The organism is Caballeronia novacaledonica (assembly GCF_900258035.1).
GTDB lineage: Bacteria > Pseudomonadota > Gammaproteobacteria > Burkholderiales > Burkholderiaceae > Caballeronia > Caballeronia novacaledonica.
Genome location: NZ_OGTP01000006.1, coordinates 1 through 21,783 on the forward strand (window position 1 = coordinate 1; position 21,783 = coordinate 21,783).

At 63.7% G+C, this 21,783-nt stretch carries 18 protein-coding genes; 7 read left to right on the plus strand and 11 right to left on the minus strand.

Translation table 11 applies throughout. The features are described 5' to 3' along the window. Positions 1-236: 236 nt before the first annotated feature. Positions 237-1,781, minus strand: coding sequence for an FGGY-family carbohydrate kinase (locus NOV72_RS11000; protein WP_106854632.1), 1,545 nt, complete (start codon positions 1,779-1,781; stop codon positions 237-239). 324 nt (positions 1,782-2,105) lie between these two features. Here NOV72_RS11000 and dalD point away from each other — a divergent pair, with 324 nt between their 5' ends. The 3 genes from dalD to NOV72_RS11015 all read left to right on the plus strand — a co-directional run bounded on the left by dalD (position 2,106) and on the right by NOV72_RS11015 (position 6,756). Beyond that, a complete protein-coding gene (dalD, locus tag NOV72_RS11005) occupies positions 2,106-3,485 on the plus strand; it encodes a D-arabinitol 4-dehydrogenase (protein WP_106854633.1) in 1,380 nt (459 codons plus the stop codon). A 171-nt stretch (positions 3,486-3,656) separates the two neighbouring features. Next, complete coding sequence (gene xylB, locus NOV72_RS11010) at positions 3,657-5,138, plus strand: xylulokinase (RefSeq protein ID WP_106854634.1); 1,482 nt, start codon at positions 3,657-3,659, stop codon at positions 5,136-5,138. Between the two features lie 670 nt (positions 5,139-5,808). Continuing rightward, entirely contained in the window at positions 5,809-6,756 is a 948-nt protein-coding gene (locus tag NOV72_RS11015; protein WP_106854635.1) for a sugar-binding transcriptional regulator, read from the plus strand. 35 nt (positions 6,757-6,791) lie between these two features. Here the strand turns inward: NOV72_RS11015 and NOV72_RS11020 are convergent, their stop codons facing one another. The 6 genes from NOV72_RS11020 to NOV72_RS11045 all read right to left on the minus strand — a co-directional run bounded on the left by NOV72_RS11020 (position 6,792) and on the right by NOV72_RS11045 (position 12,904). Then, positions 6,792-7,928, minus strand: a complete 1,137-nt coding sequence (locus NOV72_RS11020) for an ABC transporter ATP-binding protein (RefSeq protein WP_106854636.1) — start codon at positions 7,926-7,928, stop codon at positions 6,792-6,794. A 44-nt stretch (positions 7,929-7,972) separates the two neighbouring features. Next, the gene (locus NOV72_RS11025; RefSeq protein WP_106854637.1) at positions 7,973-8,686 is read right to left on the minus strand and encodes an HAD family hydrolase; all 714 of its coding nucleotides are present in this window, start codon (positions 8,684-8,686) and stop codon (positions 7,973-7,975) included. 10 nt (positions 8,687-8,696) lie between these two features. Then, entirely contained in the window at positions 8,697-9,548 is an 852-nt protein-coding gene (locus tag NOV72_RS11030) for a carbohydrate ABC transporter permease (RefSeq protein WP_106854638.1), read from the minus strand. Beyond that, complete coding sequence (locus NOV72_RS11035) at positions 9,545-10,483, minus strand: carbohydrate ABC transporter permease (RefSeq protein WP_106854639.1); 939 nt, start codon at positions 10,481-10,483, stop codon at positions 9,545-9,547. Before NOV72_RS11035 ends, NOV72_RS11030 begins: the two co-directional genes overlap by 4 nt. Positions 10,484-10,551: 68 nt before the next feature. After that, a complete protein-coding gene (locus NOV72_RS11040) occupies positions 10,552-11,919 on the minus strand; it encodes an ABC transporter substrate-binding protein (protein WP_245932987.1) in 1,368 nt (455 codons plus the stop codon). 211 nt (positions 11,920-12,130) lie between these two features. Further along, positions 12,131-12,904, minus strand: coding sequence for an L-iditol 2-dehydrogenase (locus tag NOV72_RS11045; RefSeq protein WP_106854847.1), 774 nt, complete (start codon positions 12,902-12,904; stop codon positions 12,131-12,133). 317 nt (positions 12,905-13,221) lie between these two features. On the opposite strand from NOV72_RS11045, the gene NOV72_RS11050 reads away from it, so the two are divergent. The 4 genes from NOV72_RS11050 to NOV72_RS11065 are packed head-to-tail and all read left to right on the plus strand — an operon-like array spanning position 13,222 to position 16,266. Further along, a complete protein-coding gene (locus NOV72_RS11050; protein ID WP_106854850.1) occupies positions 13,222-13,680 on the plus strand; it encodes a Fur family transcriptional regulator in 459 nt (152 codons plus the stop codon). A 41-nt stretch (positions 13,681-13,721) separates the two neighbouring features. Beyond that, positions 13,722-14,603, plus strand: a complete 882-nt coding sequence (locus tag NOV72_RS11055) for a metal ABC transporter solute-binding protein (protein WP_106854849.1) — start codon at positions 13,722-13,724, stop codon at positions 14,601-14,603. After that, the gene (locus NOV72_RS11060) at positions 14,600-15,478 is read left to right on the plus strand and encodes an ATP-binding cassette domain-containing protein (RefSeq protein WP_106854848.1); all 879 of its coding nucleotides are present in this window, start codon (positions 14,600-14,602) and stop codon (positions 15,476-15,478) included. The genes NOV72_RS11055 and NOV72_RS11060 overlap by 4 nt, the downstream gene beginning before the upstream one ends. Positions 15,479-15,486: 8 nt before the next feature. Continuing rightward, on the plus strand, positions 15,487-16,266 hold the full coding sequence (locus tag NOV72_RS11065) for a metal ABC transporter permease (RefSeq protein ID WP_106854641.1): 780 nt from the start codon (positions 15,487-15,489) through the stop codon (positions 16,264-16,266). 683 nt (positions 16,267-16,949) lie between these two features. Here the strand turns inward: NOV72_RS11065 and fghA are convergent. The 4 genes from fghA to NOV72_RS11090 form a co-directional block, all read right to left on the minus strand. Beyond that, complete coding sequence (gene fghA, locus NOV72_RS11075) at positions 16,950-17,798, minus strand: S-formylglutathione hydrolase (RefSeq protein WP_106854643.1); 849 nt, start codon at positions 17,796-17,798, stop codon at positions 16,950-16,952. A gap of 14 nt (positions 17,799-17,812) precedes the next feature. Beyond that, positions 17,813-18,919: an S-(hydroxymethyl)glutathione dehydrogenase/class III alcohol dehydrogenase gene (locus tag NOV72_RS11080; RefSeq protein WP_106854644.1), complete on the minus strand. Its 1,107-nt coding sequence runs from the start codon at positions 18,917-18,919 to the stop codon at positions 17,813-17,815. A 27-nt stretch (positions 18,920-18,946) separates the two neighbouring features. Continuing rightward, complete coding sequence (locus tag NOV72_RS11085) at positions 18,947-20,161, minus strand: AGE family epimerase/isomerase (RefSeq protein ID WP_106854645.1); 1,215 nt, start codon at positions 20,159-20,161, stop codon at positions 18,947-18,949. A gap of 108 nt (positions 20,162-20,269) precedes the next feature. Continuing rightward, positions 20,270-21,703, minus strand: coding sequence for a xylulokinase (locus NOV72_RS11090; protein WP_106854646.1), 1,434 nt, complete (start codon positions 21,701-21,703; stop codon positions 20,270-20,272). Positions 21,704-21,783 lie beyond the last annotated feature (80 nt).

Sequence of the window (21,783 nt, forward strand, 5' to 3'; positions counted from 1 at the left end):
CGCTGCCGCTCCGCTTTGCCCATCCAAGCCTTTCTCTGTCGACTCATCGATGCTCCCACACCCTTTCCCGATAATTAAACCAGAGGTGTTGCATCGACCGGTTGAATCCGCCGCTGCTTTCTTTGGTTACTTTCTTTGCAGCAGCAAAGAAAGTGACTGCCGCCCCGCACAGGGGCAACGCTTATAGACCACTAAGAAAACGGGATCCGGCAACAAGCGAGAGCAAGAAAGCAGCATCACCGCCCCCGCAACCGATGCATCAGCGGCTTCAACGCCGGATAAAGATCGATATAAACCCCGAACCGCTCGGCATAAACACCCTGCCGCTCCGAGTCGGGTCGCGCGCGGTCAACAAGCGTGACCCACCCGCCCTCGGCGGTTTCCCGAGAGACCAATCCGACGCCAAGCGCGGCAAGCAACGCCGCCCCCATCGCCGCTTCGACATCCTGCTCGATCGACAAAACCGGATAGCCGGTCACTTCGGCGATGATCTGCATCCACAAATCCGAATGCGCCGCGCCGCCGACGACGATCAACCGGTCATCGAGCGACTGCGCCCCGCGCCGCCCCGCCTCGATGTTGTGCTTCAGCGCGAACGCGACGCCTTCGAGCACCGCGCGATAAAGCGTCGCGCGCGTATGAAAAAGATTGAGCCCGACGAACGTGCCGCTCGCCCGCGCATCCCAGACCGGACTGCGTTCGCCCATCAGATACGGCAGGAACACGACGCCGTCCGAACCGGCCGCGACCTTCGACGCCGCCTCTTCCAGCAACCGATGCGGATCGCCGTGCGGCATCGTCTTCGCCGCGGCGATTTCGCCCTGGCAGAACTGATCGCGATACCACGCGACGCACTGCCCCGCCGTGCTCGCGCCGCCGAACACATAGAGATCGTGCTTGCCGTTGTACACATGCGGCATCGACACGAGTCCGTGACTCGCATCGACAGTCTGGTTGACATAGCCCCAGCACATGCTCGTGCCGATCATCGCGACGTGATGGCCCGCCTTCGTGACGCCCGCCGCGAAAGTCGCGACCGCCGCATCGACACCGCCCGCGACGACCGGCGTGCCTGTCGCGAGCCCGAGCTTGTCGGCCCATTGCGGCTTCAATCCGCCCACCACTTCCGACGATTCGACGAGCCGCTGCGGCATCATCGATGCGGGAATGCCGAGCATGTCGAGCGCTTCCTGCGACCACGCGCGTTTCCCGATGTCGTACACGCCGCCGATATTGCCCGCCGAACTGTGATCGACGGCCAGCTCGCCCGTCAGACGCTGAATCACGAACGCATTCGGCGGCAGGAAATAGCGCGTCTTGTTCCAGACGTCGGGCTGATGGCCGCGCAGCCACAGCATCTTCGTGAAGCCGTAGTAACTGTCGACGCCGTTGCCGGTGATCTTTTCCAGCCGCTTCATGTCGACGTGTTCGCGCACCCAGTCGACTTCGGCCGTCGCGCGCCGGTCCATCCAGATGAGGCACGGATACAGCGGTTCCATGTGCTCGTCGACGGGAATGCCCGAGCCGCCGTACAGACTGCTCACGCAGAGCGACTTCACATCGCTCGCGGCGACGCCCTTCTCGCGCGCCTTCGCGACGACCGCCGCAATGCACTCCGTCACGGCGTCGAACCATACCGACGGCCATTGCTCCGCCCACAACGGCTTGGGCGTGTCCGGATGGTAAGCGCTCGAATGCTGCGCGACGATCGCGCCGCCGGTGTCGACGAGCAACGCCTTCGTGCTCTGCGTGCCGATATCGATGCCGATCACGTAATCCATGTCCGTCTCCCGCGTTCTGTTTTTAGCGCCTATCGTTAAAGGCAATTGGCTCACGCACCTTCGTTCATTGCCCGTCACGTTGCCTATACGGGTTATTCCCGATCCGCGCGCGTCCAGCGCATGCGCCGTTCACGAGGCGCGCAAATTGCGCCGCGCAGGAAGCTTCCCGGAAGGCATCGCGCCTTGACTTTCGTCCGGGCGAATACGATCATTCGATCATCGATAGAGCAAATGCTCACTTCATCCGCGTTGAGCGACTCGCGCGCCATCGCGACCCGCCGTCCGCGAAGAACGGACGCGCAGCCAATCAGAGGAAGAGACGACATGACTAGCGAAGCCAACGTGATCCTGCACATCGGCGCCGGGTCTTTTCATCGCGCGCATCAGGCGTGGTATCTGCATCGACTGAACGAGACAGGCGATGAGAGCTGGTCGCTCGCCGTCGGCAATATTCGCGGCGACATGAACGCCGTGCTCGATGCCCTCGCCGCGCAAAACGGCGAATACACGCTCGAAACCGTCACGCCGAAGGGCGAGCGCGAATACGAGACCATCCGCGCGATCAAAAAGGTCGTGCCGTGGTCCGCCGATCTGAACGAACTGATCGCGACGGGCGCGGATCCGAAGACGAAGATCGTCTCCTTCACCGTCACCGAAGGCGGCTATTACCTCGACGAGCACGACAAGCTCGACACCGCCAATCCCGATCTCGCCGCCGATCTCAAAGGCGCGAAAACGACCATCTACGGCGCGCTTGCCGCCATCCTCGACGCGCGCATGAAAAACGGCGCGGGCAAGGTGTCGCTGCAGAACTGCGACAACCTGCGCAGCAACGGCGACCGTTTCAAGGCGGGCATGCTCGAATTCCTGGAGCGGCGCGGCGAGACCGCGCTGCGCGACTGGATGATCGCGAATACGTCGTGCCCGAACGCGATGGTGGATCGCATCACGCCACGTCCGACGCCCGACGTCGCCGAGCGCGTGAAGGCCGCGACCGGCTTCGACGACAAGGCGCCCGTCATGGGCGAGAAGTTCATCCAGTGGGTGATCGAGGACAACTTCATCGCGGGGCGGCCGGCGTGGGAGAAGGTCGGCGCGGAGATGGTCGAATCGGTGCATCCGTACGAGGAAGCGAAAATCCGCATCCTCAATGCGAGCCATAGCTGTATCGCGTGGGCGGGCACGCTCGTCGGGCTGCAATACATCCACGAAGGCACGCAGGACATGGAGATTCGCGCGCTCGCGGACGCCTATGTCACCGACGACGTGATCCCCTGCCTCACGCCGAGCCCGATCGATCTCGCGAAGTATCGCGATGTCGTGCTCGACCGCTTCAGCAATCCGTATATCAAGGACACGAATCAGCGCGTCGCGGCGGACGGCTTCTCGAAGCTGCCCGGCTTCATCGCGCCGACACTCTCCGAATGCTTCGCGCGCGACGTCGATCCCGATTCGACCGCCATCCTGCCCGCGCTCTTCTTCCGCTTTCTCGAACGCTGGCACGAAGGCAAGCTGCCTTATGCCTATCAGGATGGCGTGATGGACCCGGCGAGCGCGCACGCCTTCTTCACGGCGCCCGATCCCATCGAGGCGTTCACGGCGGACAAGCTGCTGTGGGGCAGCATGGCGCAGACCGATGGTCTCGAACGCGTGATGCGCGCGGCGATTTCGAAGGTCGATGCGTGGCTCGCGAATCGGCCATAAGCGCGGTGTTATCCCCGTCCTGATCGCAGGTTAAAACCGGCGCCGCGCCGCTCGGGTAATGTGCCCATGGCGCGCCGCGCCGCGTGGCGTTAAATTAGCGCCTCCCGCTGCATTGGCGTCACGCCTCGTTTCTGGCCGGGCTCGAACCCGGCAACGACAAAGGGTCCGTTCATGTACTTAGGCATCGACCTCGGCACCTCCGAAGTGAAAGTGCTGCTGCTCGCGAGCGACGGCAGCGTCATCGGCACGGCGGGCACGCCGTTCACCGTATCGCGTCCGAAGCCGCGCTGGTCGGAGCAAAATCCGCTCGACTGGTGGGAAGGCACGCGCGCCGCGCTCTTCAAGCTGCGCGAGAAGTTTCCGAGTGAATTCGCGCAGGTGCGCGGCATCGGTCTCTCGGGCCAGATGCACGGCGCGGTGCTGCTCGATTCGCAAGACAACGTGCTGCGCCCCGCGATTCTCTGGAACGACATGCGCAGCGACAAGGAGTGCGCCGAGCTCTACGAGCGCGCGCCGAATCTGCACGAGATCGCCGGCAATCTGGCGATGCCCGGCTTCACCGCGCCGAAGCTGCTCTGGGTCGCGCACAACGAGCCCGAAATCTTCAAGCAGACCGCCTGCGTGCTCTTGCCGAAGGATTACTTGCGCATGCATCTGACGGGCACGAAGGTGTCCGATCCGTCCGATGCGGCGGGCACGCTCTGGCTCGATGTCGCGCGCCGCGACTGGTCCGACGAACTGCTCGCCGCGTGCCGCATGTCGCGCCAGCAGATGCCGTCGCTGGCCGAGGGCAGCGAGCCGTCGGGCACGTTGCGGCCTGCGCTCGCGCGGGAATTCGGCCTGAGCGATGGCGTGGTCGTCGCGGCGGGCGGCGGCGACAATGCCGCGAGCGCGGTGGGCATCGGCGCGACCGATCCGGGCGACGGCTTTCTGTCGCTCGGCACATCGGGCGTGCTGTGCGTGATCGGCGATCGTTTCCGGCCGAATCCGGCGTCGGCGGTGCATGCGTTTTGTCACGCGATTCCGGATCGCTGGCATCAGATGAGCGTGGTTTTATCGGCGGCGAGTTGTCTGCGCTGGGTGTGCAAGCTGACGTCGACGGACGAGCCGACCTTGCTCGCGGAAATCGAAGCCTTGCCGGGCGATGTGCTGCCTTCTGCGCCCTTGTTTCTGCCGTATCTGAGCGGCGAGCGCACGCCGCACAACGATCCGTACGCGCAAGGCGTGTTCTTCGGCATGACGCACGCGACCGACCGCGCGTTGCTCGGCTACTCGGTGCTCGAAGGCGTGACGCTCTCGCTGACCGACGGCCTCGACGCGCTCGAATCGGCGGGGACGCAGGCGCGGGCGTTGTCGATGCTGGGCGGCGGTGCGCGCAGTGCGTACTGGGCGCAGATGTTCGCCGATGCGCTGGATACGCCGACGCGGACGCACGGCGGCGGCGAGACCGGCGCGGCGTTGGGCGCGGCACGGCTCGGATGGCTTGCTGCCGGCGGCGATCCGGCGACGGTTTTGGCCAAGCCGGCTATTAAGCAGGAATTTACGCCTGACGGCGAGCGGCATGCCATGCTGCGGCAGCGTCTTAAGGGATTCCGCGAGCTTTATCAGCACGTGAGGCCGTTGTTCGATCCCGCTCGGCCGCGGTTGGCTTGATTTTGTGGTTGTCGTGGGCTTTCATGGAACTTGTTTTCGTGTCGGTTTATTGGCGTTGCCCCTGTGCGGGGCGGCAGTCACTTTCTTTGCTGCTGCAAAGAAAGTAACCAAAGAAACAGCTTTCCCCATCCAAAGTGCCTCACGCCGGCCGCGGCACAGGCGATTGGCCGAATGGAACGGCACTAGCGAGCGCCCTCACAAAACTCACACGGCTTGGCCCGCGCACGATCGGACGAACCAGAAGTCATAACGCACTGGTTCAGCACGAAATAGCTCCGGCACAGCGCTACGCGCTGCCGTTGGGTATGCAAGGGAAACCAGCGAGAAAGAAGCGTGCGCCGACCCGATTGACCGGTCGGCCGCGATGCGGGCCGGAGCCGTTTTGTGCTGAACCAGTGTGTTGTGTGGCGCGATGTGTCGGACCGTGCGCGAGCCAGGCCCGATTCTGCTTGTGAGGGCACTCACTAATGCGGGGCCATTCGGTCAATCGCCTGTGCCGCGGCCGGCGTGAAGTGCTTAGGATGGGGATAGCTGCTTTCTTTGGTTACTTTCTTTGCAGCAGCAAAGAAAGTGACTGCCGCCCCGCACAGGGGCAACGCTTATAAACCAAAAACAAAACGGGATCCGGCGAAACCCAACGCAAACCCAAACCACTCAAAAAAATCCCCCCGTGCCCAAATCCACCGAAAAACTCGATCTCGCAACACGCGCAGCGTGGCTCTACTACGTTGCCGGCAACACCCAAAACGAGATCGCGGAAAAGCTGCAGATCTCCCGTCCGGTGGCGCAACGACTCGTCGCGTTCGCGGTAGAAAAGAACCTGATCCGCGTGCGCGTCGATCATCGCATCGCCGATTGTCTGTCGCTCGCGAAGGCGCTCAGCGACCGCTACGGCCTCGCGATGTGCGAAGTCGTCCCCATCGACGGCGATGCGCCCGAACAAGTCGACCGCAAGCTCGCCGTCGCGGGCGCGCAGGTGATGGAGCGCTATCTGCTCGAAGAGAAACCGCTCGTCGTGTCGATCGGCAGCGGACGCACGTTGAAAGCCTGCGTCGCGCAGATCGGGCAGATCGACCGGCCGCAGCATCGTTTCGTCTCGATGGTCGGCGCCATCGCGCAGGACGGATCGTCGAATCGTTACGACGTCGCGCAGCAGCTATCGGAAAAGACCGGCGGCAAGCACTTCATGCTGCCCGCGCCGCTCATGGCCGACAGCGAAACCGAGCGCGCGCAGTGGGTCAATCACCGGCTGTATCGCATCGTCAGCGAACTCGCGCAGCAGGCGGATGTCGCGTTCGTCGGCATCGGCAATGTGGGCGTGAATTGTCCGCTGCACCAGGACGGCTTCATCACGCGCGCGGAAGTCGATGAAATGATGTCGGCGGGCGCCGTCGCCGAATGGCTCGGCCTGCCGATCGATTCGGACGGCAAGCGCGTCACGTCGAAAACCGGCGCGCGCGTGACGAGCCTCAAGCTCGATGCGCCGCCCAAACGCCCGACGATCGGCTTCGCGGGCGGCGAGCGCAAGCGCGAGGCGCTGATCGCCGCGCTGAAAGGGAAATGGCTGTCGGGACTCGTGACGGACGAATTGTGTGCGAAGGCCGCGCTCGACGCGTGAATCGATCGTGTCGAGCGCCGTGCCTGCGCGCAAGCTCACGCCGCCGTCGCGTGCTCACGCGTCCATGCATCCACGACCTTGCGCGTGAACGCCTGCCCTTCCGCGTTGAACAAATGGCAATGCTCCGGCGTCGTGCCGAGCTTCAGCTTCTCGCCGCGCGCGTGCTTCTCGAGCGGCGGAATGCGCGAAATCAATCCGTCCGGCGCGACATCCGTTTCGGCGTAGAGATAGGCCGCGTCGCCGAGCGTTTCGACCGTCATCGCCGATGCGGAAACGCCGTAGTCGCCCGCATCGGACGCGTTCGGCTGCAAGTGCTCCGGACGAACGCCGACCGTCACCGCATCGCCCGGCTTCGCGTTGCCCGGCAGCACGCCGACGAGTTGCGTCTCGCCCGTCGCGTACTTCACGAGCACGCCGTCGTTCTGAATCTGCGCGACCGTGCCCGACAGAAAATTCATCTTCGGCGAGCCGATGAAACCCGCGACGAAGCGGTTCGCCGGCGCGTGATACAGCGTGTTCGGCGTGCCGACCTGCTCGATGTTCCCCGCCGACAGCACGACGATCTTGTCCGCGAGCGTCATCGCCTCGACCTGATCGTGCGTCACGTAGATCATCGTCGTCTTGAGGTCGTCGTGCAGGCGCGCGAATTCGAGGCGCATCTTCACGCGCAACGCGGCGTCGAGGTTCGAGAGCGGCTCGTCGAACAGGAACACCTTCGGCTTGCGCGTGATCGCGCGCCCGATCGCCACGCGCTGACGCTGGCCGCCGGACAACTGCTTCGGCTTGCGATCGAGCAGATGGTCGATGTGCAGGATTTTCGCGGCGTTCTTCACGGCGGCGTCGATCGCGGGCTTCTTCTCGCCCGCGAGCTTGAGGCCGAACGCCATGTTGTCGTAGAGCGTCATGTGCGGATACAGCGCGTACGACTGGAAGACCATCGCGATGCCGCGCTTCGCGGGCGCAAGCTCGTTCACGCGCGCGTTGTCGATCATCAGGTCGCCGCCGCTGATGTCTTCCAGACCCGCGATCATGCGCATCAACGTCGACTTGCCGCAGCCCGACGGACCGACGAACACGACGAACTCGCCGTCGTTGATGTCGAGGTTGATGTTGCGCATCACCTCGGTTTCTTCATAACGCTTGCTGATGTTGCGCAGTGTCAGGCTAGCCATGGTGTGTCTCCAGTCTTCATTAGCGATGCGTCGCGCGCGTTTCGCTATCTGATTTCGAACGTCGCGTTCTGCAGCCATTGCTCGACGAGCGCAGGCAATCGCGTCATGTCGTCGAATACCTTTTGCGCGCCCGCCCTTTCGAGCGCGCCGATCTGTCCTTCGGTCGCGTGCCCGCCGCCGATGAAGCCGAGCACCGACATGCCCGCCGCCTTCGCCGCCGTCACGCCGGTCACGCTGTCTTCGACGACGAGACAGCGCAGCGGATCGATGCGCATCGCGCGCGCCGCCGCGAGATAGACGTCGGGCGCGGGCTTCGGATTCGCGACCATGTCGGCGCAAAAACGCCGCTCGCCGAAAAAGCGCAGGAGGCCCGTGCGTTGCAGCACGGCATCGACGTAGGTGGAAAAGCTGTTGCTCGCGCACGCTTTCGTGAACGGCACGGCCGCGAGCGCCTCGGCGATGCCCGGCACCGCCGGCGCCTCGACCGCCGCCGCTTCCACGGCGCGCCGGATCGCGAGGACCTGATCGTGCGTGAGCGTGCGGTTCACCGTGTCGGCGGCGCTCGCGAGCACCGCCTCGATGCGCAGGCCGAGCAGCGGCATCACGACCGGCTCGACATCGACGCCCGGCCACAGCGCCTGCAACTCGCCAACGAGCATGCGCGCCGCCACCGCTTCGCTGTCGATCAGCACGCCGTCGCAATCGCAGATCAGCAGACGATCTTCGACATTGGCCTCGTGGGAAGGAGTGAGATTCACGCTCGCATCCTCACTTCACCGCGCCAAACGTGAGGCCGCGCACGAGCTGTTTCTGCGAGACCCAGCCGACGATCAGGATCGGCGCGACCGCAAGCAGCGAAGCCGCCGAGAGCTTCGCCCAGAAAAGCCCCTCCGGACTCGAATACGACGCGATGAACACCGTGAGCGGCGCCGCGTTCGAGCTCGACAGATTGATGCTCCAGAACGCCTCGTTCCACGACAGGATGATGAGCAAGAGACCCGTCGATGCGAGACCGGGCAGCGCCATCGGCATCAGCAGATAGACGATTTCCTGCCACGTCGTCGCGCCGTCGATGCGGCCGGCTTCGAGAATGTCCTTCGGCACTTCGTTGAAGTACGTGAAGGCCATCCACACGGCGATCGGCAGGTTGATGAGCGTGTACACGATGACGAGCCCGGACACCGTATCCAGCAGGCCCGTGTTCTTCCAAAGAAGATAGATCGGCACGAGCACGCCGACCGACGGCATCATCTTCGTGGAGAGCATCCACAGCAGGACCGACTGCGTTTTCTTCGTCGGGAAAAAGGCCATTGCGTAGGCGCACGGCACGGCGAGAATCAGGCAGAGCAGCGTGACGCCGACCGAGATCAGCACCGAATTCCACGCGAAGCCGAAATAATTGCTGCGCGCGAACACTTCGCGGAAACTTTCCAGCGTCGGCGTGAAGAACAGCGACGACGAATACGCCTGCTGCTCGGTCTTGAACGCGGTGATCGTCATCCAGAAGATCGGGAAGAACAGCAGGATGGACACGATCCACGCGACGATGCCAGGCACGATGTTCTTCGCATGGCCGAGCGCGGTGGTCCGGGGACGGACGTTGACCGTTTGCGTGCTCATGACTCGTACTCCCCTTTGAGGTTCTTCGCGAGCATTCTCACGAGGAAGAACGCGACGATGTTGGCGAGAATCACCGCGAGAATGCCGCCCGCCGACGCGAGGCCAACGTCGAACTGCTGCAGGCCGAGCGCGTAGATCAGGTACGACAGGTTGGTCGTCGCGGTGCCGGGGCCGCCGCCCGTCGTCGTGTAGATTTCCGCGAAGATCGACAGCAGAAAGATGGTTTCCATCATCACGACCACGGCGACCGCGCGCTTCAGGTGCGGCAGCGTGATGAAGAAGAACATCGCGAACGGACCCGCGCCGTCGATGCGCGCCGCTTCCTTTTGCTCCTGATCGAGCGACTGAATCGCCGTGAAGAGAATCAGGAACGCGAACGGCAGCCATTGCCACGCGACGATCACGATCACCGCGAACAGCGGATAGTCGGCGAACCAGTCGATCGGCTGCATGCCCATCGAACGCATCAGGCTGGCGATGAGGCCGTACACCGGATGCAGGATCATGTTCTTCCAGATGAGCGCGGAGACCGTCGGCATCACGAAGAACGGCGCGATCACGAGCAGACGCGCGATGCCTTGCCCGAAGAACTTGCGATCGAACAGCACGGCGAGCAGCACGCCGCCCACGACCGTGATGACGAGCACCGAAATGATCAGCGTGAGCGTATGGCCGATGGACGGGCCGAACGCCGGATCGGTGACGAGGAACTCGAAGTTGTCGAAGCCCGCGAAGCCTTTGACGTCGGGATTGAGCAGGTTATAGCGCGAGAACGAAAACCAGATCGTCATCGCGAGCGGAATGGCCATCCACAGGAAGAGCAGTCCGGTCGAAGGCGTGATCAGCCATCGCACCGACTTCGCGCGCCGCTTGTCGCGTTCGGCGGCGGACTCCTCCAGATGATGATCGGTGATGGGGGGATTCAGTTGACTCATCGTTTCACCTCTCGATGATGATGCCGGCGGACCGCATCAGACGACGCGGCCCGCGTACTGCGGAAGAGTTACTTCTGATAGCCCGCCTGCTTCACGGCGCGATCCGCGGCGGCGTTCGCCGCCTTCAGCGCATTGTCGACGCTCGTCTGGCCCGCGACGACACCCGCGATCGACTGGCCGACCACCGTGCCAAACGACTGAAACTCCGGAATGCCGACGAACTGGATGCCGCTATACGGCACCTTGTGCAGCGTCGCGTCGTTCGGGTCGGCGGTTTCGATCGCTTTCAGCACGAAGTCGCCGAACGGCGCGGCCTGCTTGTACTCGGGGCGCGCGTAGGTCGACTTGCGCGTGCCCGGCGGCACCGACGCCCAGCCTTCGTCCTTGCCGACCATCTCGATGTATTCCTTCGACGTCGCCCACGCGGCGAACTTCTTCGCGGCGTCCTGCTGCTTCGACGTCTTCGGAATCGCGAGCGACCACGACCACAGCCAGTGCGAGCCCTTCGGCGTGACGGCGACGGGCGCGGCGGCAAAGCCGATCTTGTCCGACACCTGCGACTGCGACTTGTTGTAGAGCATGCCCGCGGCGACCGTCGCGTCGATCCACATCGCGCATTTGCCGGAGGACATCAGCGTGAGGTTCTCGTTGAAGCCGTTCGAGCTCGCTCCCGGCGGGCCGTCGTTCTTCAGCAGATCGGCGTAGAAGCCGACCGCCTTCTTCCATTCGGGCGTGTCGAGCTGCGCCTGCCACTTCTCGTTGAACCATTCGCCGCCGAACGTGTTCACGACCGTCGACACGTACGCCATGTTCTCGCCCCAGCCCGCCTTGCCGCGCAGGCAGATGCCGTACTGGCCTTTGGACTTGTCGGTGAGCTTGTCGGCGAACTGCTTGATCTGGTCGTAGGTCGGCTGGTCGGGCATCTTCAGGCCGGCCGCCTGGAACAGATCCTTGCGGTAGTACGTCATCGAGCTTTCGACGTAGAACGGCAGCGCATAGAGCACGCCGCCGGACGAGAGGCCGTCACGCGCGGTCTTCACGACATCGTCGAGATCGTAGTTGGCGGGCAGGCCGGTCATCGGCGAGAGCCAGCCGCGCTTGCCCCATTGCGGCGCCTCGTACGTGCCGATGGTGATCACGTCGAACTGGCCGCTGTTGGTGGTGATGTCGGTCGTCGCGCGCTGACGCAACACGTTCTCTTCGAGAATCACCCATTTGAGCTGGATGTCCGGATTGGCCTTCTCGAAGGCCGGCGCGAGCTTCTTAAGCTCGATCATGTCCGGGTTGTTCAACGTCGCGATCGTGATGGTCGTCGCGGCGTGCGACGACAGCGGCACGAGCGCGGCCACGGCCAGCGCGGCCGACAGCGCGCCGCTCACGAACGGAGCGCGACGCGCGCGCGGTTGTGCTCGAACGATGCGTTGGGTGCGTTTCATATCGGTTCGTCTCCTTTTTGTTGGCACGGGCGCAGCGGACAGGGAATGCATGACCGCAAGCGCCGTGGATGCCGCTGCCTGCTTTTGAGGTTGCGCGATCCGAAGATCGCGTGGTTACCGGGTTATTCTTTGCCGCGCCTGCCTTCGTCGTCGTGGAGATGCCGTTTCACTATAGACGGTGCTTCCCGCGCTTCAAGGCGCATGCGGTGCGTCAGCTCATCCAGTTGCCACCGTCGACGTTGATCGTCTGCGCGGTGATGTAGTCCGAATCCGATGACGCCAGAAAGAGCGCCGCGCCCGTGAGATCGGCGGGCACGCCCATGCGCCCGAGCGGCACTTCCTCGCCGACGAGCCGCTTCTTCTCGCCGAGCGGACGATTCTCGTAGCGCGCGAAGAGCGCGTCGACTTCCTTCCACATCGGTGTATCGACGACGCCCGGCGCGATGCCGTTCACGTTGATGCGCTCTTTCGCGAGCGCGAGCGCCGCCGATTGCGTGTAGCTGATCACCGCCGCCTTGGTCGCGCAGTAATGCGACACGAGCGCCTCGCCGCGCCGCCCGGCTTGCGACGACATGTTGATGATCTTGCCGCCACGGCCTTGCTCGACCATGCGAAGCGCGACCGCCTGCATCAGGAAGAACATGCCTTTGACGTTGACCGCGAAGAGGCGGTCGTAGATGTCCCAGGATTCGTCGAGGATCGGGCGCATGTCGAAGAGCGCCGCGTTGTTGAAGAGAATGTCGATGCCGCCGAAACGCTCGACGGCGCGCGCCACGATGCGCTCGATGTCTTCGCGCCGCGTGACGTCGGCCTTGAGCGCGAGCACGCTCGCGGAAACGTCCGCGAAGCGCTGTGTCATGTCGTGCTCGTCTTTCACGTCGACGATGACGACCTGCGCGCCTTCATCGAGATAGCGCCGCGCGACCGCCTCGCCGATGCCGCTCGCCGCGCCCGTGATGATCGCGACCTTGTCTTTCAGTCTCACCGATGTCTCCGATTCTTCGAATCGCCCTTCGTGTGAGCGAACGCTCTGCAAATGAGCAATTGCTCTAACTTTGATCGAATGATCGGTGTTGCGCGTGATCGTGTCAAGGCGTCGACACAGGTTTCGATGTTGCGACGCGCAAAGGCCGGGAAGTTGGGGAAAACCTGTTTTGGTGAGGGGTGGGGGAGCAAACGGCGTACCGCGGCGCGCCGAACTCGACCGCCGCTCGCGAGCGCTTCATCGCGATACGTTATATCATCTCGAAATCGTCCGACGAGCGCTCCGCCCGCTCGCGTTACACCCCGAGATAGATGAACATGACCGCATCCGTCGAAACCATGCTGGCGCAAGCCGAAGCGCTCTCCGCCGAGCGCGGCGTCGCGCTCACGCCGCTACGCCGCCAGGTCTACGAACTCGTGCTGAAGGCGCACAAGCCGATCGGCGCCTACGACCTCATCGACGCGATGGAGCCGCAGCGCGGCGCGCGCGTGCCGCCGACCACCGTGTATCGCGCGCTGGACTTTCTCGTGGAAAACGGCTTCGTGCATCGCATCGAATCGAAGAACGCGTTCATCGCGTGTTGCGACGCCGGCAAGCCGCACGAAAGCCAGTTCCTCATTTGCGACGAATGCGGCGCGACGCTCGAAATCCAGGGCCGCGAACTCGCTTCGTCGCTGTCCGCGAGCCCGCCGGCGCACGGCTTTCAGGTCCATCACCAGGTCGTGGAACTGAGCGGTCTGTGCGCCGAATGCCAGAAAAAGCATCGCGACGCGTGATTCGCGTCACGTCGAAAACCACGCATCCAGAAAGGAAATCGATGAAACTCGCGTACGTCCTGACTTGCTTCGCCGTCGCGCTCGGCCTGTGCAACACGGCATCGGCGCAGACCGCGCGCGTGCCGGTCGTCGCGGCGGAGAACTTTTACGGCGACGTCATCCGCCAGCTCGGCGGCGATCACGTGCAGGTGACGAGCATTCTCAGCAATCCGGACGAAGACCCGCATCTCTTCGAAGCGAGCCCGAAGACCGCGCGCGCGTTGCAGCACGCGGCGCTCGTCGTCTATAACGGCGCGGACTACGATCCGTGGATGGACAAGCTGCTCGCCGCATCGAAGAGCGATGACAAGCGCACCGTGATCGTCGCGGCGAAGCTCGTCGGCAGAAAGTCCGGCGACAATCCGCATCTCTGGTACGACCCGGCGACGATGCCCGCCGTCGCGAAAGCGGTGAGCGCGTATCTCGTGAGCGCCGACCCGTCGCACAAGAGCGATTACGACGCGCGCCTCGCGACCTTCCTCGATTCGATGAAGCCGATCGATGCGAGCGTCGCCCGATTGAAGACGCATTACAAGGGCGTGCCCGTCACGGCGACGGAGCCGGTGTTCGGCTATATGGCCGATGCCATCGGCTTCGAGATGCGCAACCTGCGCTTCCAGATGGCCTCGATGAACGAGACCGAGCCGAGCCCCGCCGATATCGCCGCGTTCGAAAAAGACTTGCGCGAGCGCCGTGTGCACGTGCTCATCTACAACAGCCAGGCGACGGGCGCGCTGACGAAGCGCATGCTCGCCATCGCGAAGGACGCGCATGTGCCGAGCATCAGCGTGACGGAAACCTTGCCCGCGAACAAGACGTACCAGCAATGGATGCAGTCGCAACTGGACACGCTTTCGGGCGCGCTGCAAGGATGGCAACGATGAACGTCGCAACGTCGCAAGCCGCGCTCGAAGTGGATCGCGTGACGCTCGCGCTCGGCGGGCGCGAGATTCTCAACGACACGAGTTTCACGGTCACGAACGGCGAGTTCATCGGCGTGCTCGGGCCGAACGGCGCGGGCAAGACCACGCTGATGCGCGCGCTGCTCGGGCTCGTGCCGCTCAAGAGCGGGACGATCCGCGTGAATGGCGAAGCGGTCGTGCGCGGCAATGCGTCGATCGGTTATATGCCGCAGATCCGCACCGGACTCGCCAATCGGCGCGTGCTGGGCCGCGATTTCGTCGCGATGGCCGCCGACGGGCATCACTGGGGCCTGCCGCATCGCAACGCACGCATCCGCGCCGATGTCGAGCGCGTGCTCGAACTCGTCGGCGCGCATCAACTGGCATCGCGTCCTTTGTCGGAACTGTCGGGCGGTGAGCGACAGCGTCTGTTGCTCGCGCAATGTCTGCTCGGCAATCCGCGTCTTCTGCTGCTCGACGAGCCGCTCATCAGTCTCGATCCGCGTCATCAGACGGGCGTCGTCGAACTCGTGCGGCGCGTGCAGCGCGAACTGAACATCACCGTGCTGTTCTCCGCGCACGAGCTCAATCCGCTATTGAATTCGCTCGACCGCGTGCTGTATCTGGGCAGCGGGCGCGCGGCGCTCGGCACCGTCGATGAAGTCATCTCGAAGCCGGTGCTGTCGCGGCTGTATGGATCGCCCATCGACGTGATGCGCGTGAACGGCCGCATCTTCGTGATGTCGGGCGATGTCGAAATCGACAAGCTCGATCACGCGCACGAAGAAGGCGATGAGCATGAACACGAGCATGAGCACGGCCATGCGGACAGTCACGGCCACAGTCACGTCAAATAGAAATCACAATGTTCGAATATGACTTCATGGTGAATGCATTCGCGGCGTCGGGAATCGTCGCGGTGCTGTCGGGGATCGTCGGGTATTTTCTCGTGCTGCGCGGGCAGACGTTCGCGGGTCATGCGTTGTCGCACGTCGGGTTCACCGGTGCCACGGGTGCCGTGCTGCTCGGCATGCCGCCGCTCTGGGGGATGGTCGGATTCACGCTCGCGGCGGGTGTCGGCATGGGCGCGCTCGGCGAGCGCCTTTCGGGACGCGATGTCGCCATCGGCGTGATTCTTTCGCTATCGCTCGGTTTTGGCTTGCTGTTTCTGCATTTCTTCACTGCGTATGCGACGCAGGCTACGGCATTGCTCTTCGGCAACGTGCTCGGTGTGAGTCATGAGACGTTGATCGTGCTGGCGGGTCTTGCCGCCGTTAGTCTTGGCGCGCTGGCGTTCATCATGCGGCCGTTGTTGTTCGCGTCTTTGCAGCCGGAGCTTGCGGAAGCCAAAGGCGTGTCGTTGCGGCTCGTTTCGGTGCTGTTTCTCGCGATCACCGCGCTCGCGGTCGCGGCTTGCACGCAGATCGTCGGGGTGCTCTTGGTGTTTGCGTTGATGGTCGGGCCGGCGGCCGCTGCGCAGAATGTGACGACGCGGTTGTCGTCGGGATTGGTGCTTGCAGCTTTGTTTGCGCTCGCGCAGGCGTGGGGGGGGCTCACGCTCGCCTATTACACCGATTGGCCAACCAGTTTTTGGATCACCATGCTTGCAGCGGTTGTTTATGGGGCGAGTTTGCTTCGGCGGTAGGGGCATTAGGTTTTTTTTGCCGGGTCCCGTATTCGCGTCGGTCTATTAGCGTTGCCCCTGTGCGGGGCGGCAGTCACTTTCTTTGCTGCTGCAAAGAAAGTAACCAAAGAAACAGCTATCCCCAGCCTAAGCACTTCACACCGGCCGCGGCACAGGCGATTGACCTAATGGCCCCCAGAGTAGCGAGTGCCCTCACAAAACTCTCGCGACTTGGCTCGCGCACGGTCCGACACATCGCGCCACACAACACACTGGTTCAGCACAAAACGGCTCCAGCCCGCTTCGCGGCCGACGGGTCAATCGGGTTTGCACGCGCACGCGTACTTGCTACACCTCTTTCTCACCGCGTCGCCCCGCAGACCGACGGTTTCCCTTGCAGACCCGGCGGCAGCGCGCAGCGCTGTGCCGAAGCTATTTCGTGCTGAACCAGCGCCCTAAAACATGTGGTGCGGCAGACCGTGCGCGAGCCAAGCCCTATTCTGCTTGTGAGGGCACTCGCTACTGCCGGGCCATTCAGCCAATCGCCTGTGCCGCGGCCGGCGTGAGGCACTTTGGATGGGGAAAGCTGCTTTCTTTGGTTACTTTCTTTGCAGCAGCAAAGAAAGTGACTGCCGCCCCGCACAGGGGCAACGCTAATAAACCAATAACAAAACGGGATCCGGCGAAAACAAACAAAAAAAACGTCAAAAACACAAAACCCGAGCATGATGCGCAACATGCTCCCCGACGAAAGTCGAAATAAAGAAATACCCATGATCGTAGCCCTCATGCCGCCGCACGGTCACGTTGTGCCCCGCCTTCTGCGCGTTGCGCTCCAACACCTCCGGATGCAACTGCTCGGCAAGAAACTGATCCGCGAGCCCTTGATCGATGAGAATGCCGCCTTCAAAGCGCCCCGCCGCATCACCCAGAATCAATTCGCTCGCATCGTATTGCGCCCAGGCGGAGCGATCGTCGCCGAGATAGCCCGAGAACGCCTTCACGCCCCACGGACACCGCGAAGGCGCCGCGATCGGCGCGAACGCCGACACCGACCTGTATAGATCAGGATTGCGCAACGCCAGCACGAGCGCGCCGTGACCGCCCATCGAATGCCCGAAAATGCCGATGCGATCTTCGCGAACCGGCAATGCCTTGAGCACGACCTCGCGCAATTCCTGCGTGACATACGAGTACATGCGATATCGCTTCGCCCACGGCTCGCGCGTCGCATCGACATAAAAGCCGGCGCCCGCGCCGAAGTCCCACGCATCTTTCTCGCCGGGAATATCCGCGCCGCGCGGACTCGTATCCGGCGCGATCAGCGCGATGCCGTGCTCCGCCGCGTAACGCTGCGCGCCCGCCTTGATCGGAAACGTCTCTTCCGTGCAAGTGAGGCCGGCGAGATAAAACAACGCAGGCACCTTTCCGGACGACGCCCGCGCCGGCAGAAAGACCGAGAAACGCATCGGCAGGCCGATCGTCTCCGATTCGTGCCGGTAAATGCGCTGCACGCCGTCGAAGCAACGATGTTCTTCCACGAGTTCCAGCATCGCTCTTTCCTCGCTCAATAGATGACGACGGAACGGATCGACTCGCCCTTCTTCATCAGGTCGAAGCCGTCGTTGATCTGCTCCAGCTTCAGATGATGCGTGATCAGATCGTCGATGTTGATCTTGCCTTCCATGTACCAGTCGACGATCTTCGGCACGTCCGTGCGCCCGCGCGCGCCGCCGAACGCCGAGCCTTTCCATTCGCGGCCCGTGACGAGCTGGAACGGACGCGTGCTGATCTCTTCGCCCGCCGCCGCCACGCCGATGATGAACGACTGTCCCCAGCCCTTGTGCGTGCATTCGAGCGCCTGACGCATGAGCTTCACATTGCCGACGCACTCGAACGAATAATCCGCGCCGCCATCGGTGAGTTGCACGATATGGTCGACGACGTTCTCGACCTCCTTCGGGTTGATGAAGTGCGTCATGCCGAACTTCTTCGCGAGTTCGACGCGGCCCGGATTGATATCGACGCCGATGATCTTGTCCGCGCCCACCATCTTCGCGCCCTGAATCACGTTCAGCCCGATACCGCCCAAACCGAACACGACGACATTCGCGCCCGCCTCCACTTTCGCCGAATAGACGACCGCGCCGACGCCCGTCGTCACGCCGCAGCCGATGTAGCAGATCTTGTCGAACGGCGCGTCTTCACGCACTTTCGCCACCGCGATCTCGGGCACGACGATGTAATTCGAAAACGTCGAGGTGCCCATGTAGTGAAACAAGGGCTTGCCATCGAGCGAGAAACGCGAAGTCGCATCGGGCATCAGGCCCTTACCTTGCGTCGCGCGAATCGCCTGACAGAGATTCGTCTTGCGCGACAGACAAAACTTGCATTGACGGCATTCCGGCGTGTACAGCGGAATGACGTGATCGCCCTTTCTCAACGTGCCGACGCCCGGCCCGACATCCACGATCACGCCCGCGCCTTCATGGCCGAGAATCGCCGGAAAGATGCCTTCCGGGTCCGCGCCCGACAGCGTGTAGTAATCGGTGTGACAGATGCCCGTCGCCTTGACCTCGATCAGCACTTCGCCCGCGCGCGGGCCTTCGAGATCCACTTCCTCGATCGTCAACGGCTTGCCGGCTTCCCATGCGATTGCTGCTTTCGTTTTCATCGTTCAATTCCCAAGGTTGTGAATGTCTCAGCGCACGACGTTCAGGACTTCGTAGCATGCGCCCATCGTGTGATAGTCGGTCTTTCCGGCCGGGCTTTTTTCGTCGCTGTACTGGCGGTTGTCGCGCGTGAGAATGCGATACCACGCGCCCCACTTGTGATCGACGAAATGCTCCCAGCTATATGTCCACAAGCGGTCGTAATCGTTCCAGTAACGCACGGCGAGCGCGGCGTCGCCGTCGCGTTGCGCGCGCTCCGCAAGCAGCGCCGCCGCCGCGAGCGATTCCGCCTGCACCCAGAAATACTTGTCCTCGTCGTAGAACTTGCCGTCGGGATCGAAGCCGTACACCATTCCGCCGTGCTCGTCGTCCCACGAGCATTCCAGCGCGCGGTCGAACAGCTCGCGCGCACGCGTGACGTGCCACGCTTCCGGGCGATGACGGTCGAGGATCAGCAGCAGCTTCGCCCATTCGGTCTGATGCCCAGGCTGAAAGCCCCACGGCCTGAAGATGTTGCTGCGGTCGCCCTTGTTGTAGTCCCAGTCGATCGACCAGTCCGGCTTGTAGTGCTCCCAGACCAGGCCGCCCGAAAGTGCGGCCTGACGGTTCACCATGTTGTCGGCGAGCAGGGCCGCGCGGTCGAGATAGCGCGCTTCGCCCGTTGCCTCGAACGCGGCGAGCAGCGCCTCGCACGCGTGCATGTTCGCGTTCTGGCCGCGATAGTCGGACACCTGCCAGTCGGCCGTCGCTTCGTCCTTGTAGAGGCCGTGCTGCGCGTCCCAGAAGCGCGTTTCCATCACGTTCCAGGTTTCGTCGAGCCACGCGCGCGCCTCGTCGAACCCCGCTTCGACCGCCTTCGCATACGCCAGCACGACGAACGCAAGGCCGTAGCAATGATTGGTCGCGTCCGTCACGTCGCGTCCGTTCAGCGTCCACGCATAGCCGCCCGTTTTCGGATTGCGATGAAACTCGCGCAGATATTCGATTCCATGCGCCACGCCGCCGCGATATTCGTCGAGGCCGAAGTGCTTGTACGCCATCGCGTAGTTGAACACGAAGCGCGTGCTCGACACGAGATGGCGAGACGTGCGGTCGTAGATCGTGCCGTCGTTCTTGTAGTAGTGGAAGAAACCGCCCGCCGGATCCATGCAGTGCGGGTGATAGAAGGTCATCGTGCGCAATGCGTGGTCGAGCAGGAACGCGCGCGCGCGGAAATCGGGATGTGACGGTGAAGGTGCGGGCATGGCTGAGTTCGATGTTGTCTTGACGAAGCGCGCTTCAGTTGCCGCTCATATGAAGCGACGCTTCATGATCCCCGACGCGGATGGCATCGGAATTAAGGCTACGAAAGTTTAAGCGGACTCGTTCCTGATCGCGAACCAGTCTTCGGCACGCCTGTACAGATCGATGAAACGCGCGAGCCGTGCGTCGAGCGAAGCGTCCGCGCGCGGCGTCGCGACGAGCGTCGACGTGGGCGCGAGCGAAGCGAGATCGTCGATGCGCCAGTGTCCCGCCGCGATGCCGCCGAGGATCGCCGCGCCGCGCGTCGCCGCGTTCGGGCAATCGACGGCGTGCAGTTCCACGCGCAACGCATCGGCGAGCAACTGACGCCAGCGCGCATCGACAGAGCCGCCGCCCGCGAGCCGCATCGAATCGAGCGGCGTGCCGTTCGCGCGGATCGCGTCCAGTCCGGCACGCAAGGCGAATGCCACGCCTTCGAACGCGGCGCGCATCATCGTCGCACGCGTGTCGTCGAGGCCGAGTCCGAGCCAGCCGCCGCGCGCGTCGGGGTTCATCCACGGGGAACGTTCGCCGCTCAGATACGGCAGGAAACTCACGGACGCGCTGGCGTTCGCGGCGAACGCGTCGTCGTAGGCTTCGCGCCACGACGCATAGCCGAGCCAGCCGCGCACCGCTTCGAGCGCGACGCCGACGTTCTGCATCGCCGCCATGCGATACCACGCGGGCGTGGCCGCACGATACGTGTGCAAGCCGTGCACGGGCGCGGGCGCATCGGCGCACATCACGACGATCTGTCCGCCGGTGCCGGTGGTGAGCAGCGCGTCGCCGTCGGACGACAAACCGCTGCCGAGCGCGGCGCATGGCGTATCGCCCGCGCCGACGGCCAGCGCAATTCCCGCGCGCAGGCCGAGTTCCGCCGCCGCTTCGTCCGACAGCGCGCCGCCGCGCTCATGCGATGCCGCCAGCGGCGCGAACCATGCGCGCGGCAGGCCGAGTGTGTCGATGAGCGCATCGTCCCATTCGCCCGATGGCTTGGCGAGCGCGGTCGCGCACGAGTCGGATGCGTCGCTGACGAACGCGCCGCCGAGCTTCACGCGCAACCAGTCTTTCGGCTGCAACGCCCGGCGCGTCGCGTCCGCGATGCGCGGTTCGTTCGACACGAGCCAGCGCAGCAACGGCCCCGCCATGCCCGGCGCGACGGGATTCGGCTGCGGCGCGCGCCATGCGTCGAGCAGATCGCGGGCGCGCGTGTCGGGCCAGAGCATCGCCGCGCGCAGCGCGCGGCCATCGGCTGCGGCCGGCACGACGCCGTGCATCTGGCCGGAAAAGCCGATTCCGCCCACCGCTTCGCGCTCGTTCGCGGGCAGGCGCGACGCGGCGCCGACGAGCGCGCGATACCACGCATCGACCGTCGTTTCCGCCCAGCCGGGCTGCGCGCTGGTCACCGGATACGCCGCGCTCGACGATGCGATTTCGCGCCCGTCTTCATCGACGATGGCGAGTTTCAGGGAGCCCGTACCGAGATCGATGCCTAAAAACCGCATGGGATTCCGAGTCTGAAAAAGCCGTTAGGGAAAACGCGTAAAACGCGGGTATACCCCGCGATCGCGCGATGAACACGAAA

Bases quoted from the DNA above. Each gene is read 5' to 3' on its own strand.
- xylB (WP_106854634.1), top strand. From the start codon at position 3,657: ATGTACTTAGGCATCGACCTCGGCACCTCCGAAGTGAAAGTGCTGCTG.
- NOV72_RS11065 (WP_106854641.1), top strand. From the start codon at position 15,487: ATGTTCGAATATGACTTCATGGTGAATGCATTCGCGGCGTCGGGAATC.
- NOV72_RS11080 (WP_106854644.1), bottom strand. From the start codon at position 18,919: ATGAAAACGAAAGCAGCAATCGCATGGGAAGCCGGCAAGCCGTTGACG.
- NOV72_RS11060 (WP_106854848.1), top strand. From the start codon at position 14,600: ATGAACGTCGCAACGTCGCAAGCCGCGCTCGAAGTGGATCGCGTGACG.
- NOV72_RS11030 (WP_106854638.1), bottom strand. From the start codon at position 9,548: ATGAGCACGCAAACGGTCAACGTCCGTCCCCGGACCACCGCGCTCGGC.
- NOV72_RS11050 (WP_106854850.1), top strand. From the start codon at position 13,222: ATGACCGCATCCGTCGAAACCATGCTGGCGCAAGCCGAAGCGCTCTCC.
- dalD (WP_106854633.1), top strand. From the start codon at position 2,106: ATGACTAGCGAAGCCAACGTGATCCTGCACATCGGCGCCGGGTCTTTT.
- NOV72_RS11085 (WP_106854645.1), bottom strand. From the start codon at position 20,161: ATGCCCGCACCTTCACCGTCACATCCCGATTTCCGCGCGCGCGCGTTC.
- NOV72_RS11055 (WP_106854849.1), top strand. From the start codon at position 13,722: ATGAAACTCGCGTACGTCCTGACTTGCTTCGCCGTCGCGCTCGGCCTG.
- fghA (WP_106854643.1), bottom strand. From the start codon at position 17,798: ATGCTGGAACTCGTGGAAGAACATCGTTGCTTCGACGGCGTGCAGCGC.
- NOV72_RS11090 (WP_106854646.1), bottom strand. From the start codon at position 21,703: ATGCGGTTTTTAGGCATCGATCTCGGTACGGGCTCCCTGAAACTCGCC.
- NOV72_RS11020 (WP_106854636.1), bottom strand. From the start codon at position 7,928: ATGGCTAGCCTGACACTGCGCAACATCAGCAAGCGTTATGAAGAAACC.
- NOV72_RS11040 (WP_245932987.1), bottom strand. From the start codon at position 11,919: ATGAAACGCACCCAACGCATCGTTCGAGCACAACCGCGCGCGCGTCGC.
- NOV72_RS11000 (WP_106854632.1), bottom strand. From the start codon at position 1,781: ATGGATTACGTGATCGGCATCGATATCGGCACGCAGAGCACGAAGGCG.
- NOV72_RS11035 (WP_106854639.1), bottom strand. From the start codon at position 10,483: ATGAGTCAACTGAATCCCCCCATCACCGATCATCATCTGGAGGAGTCC.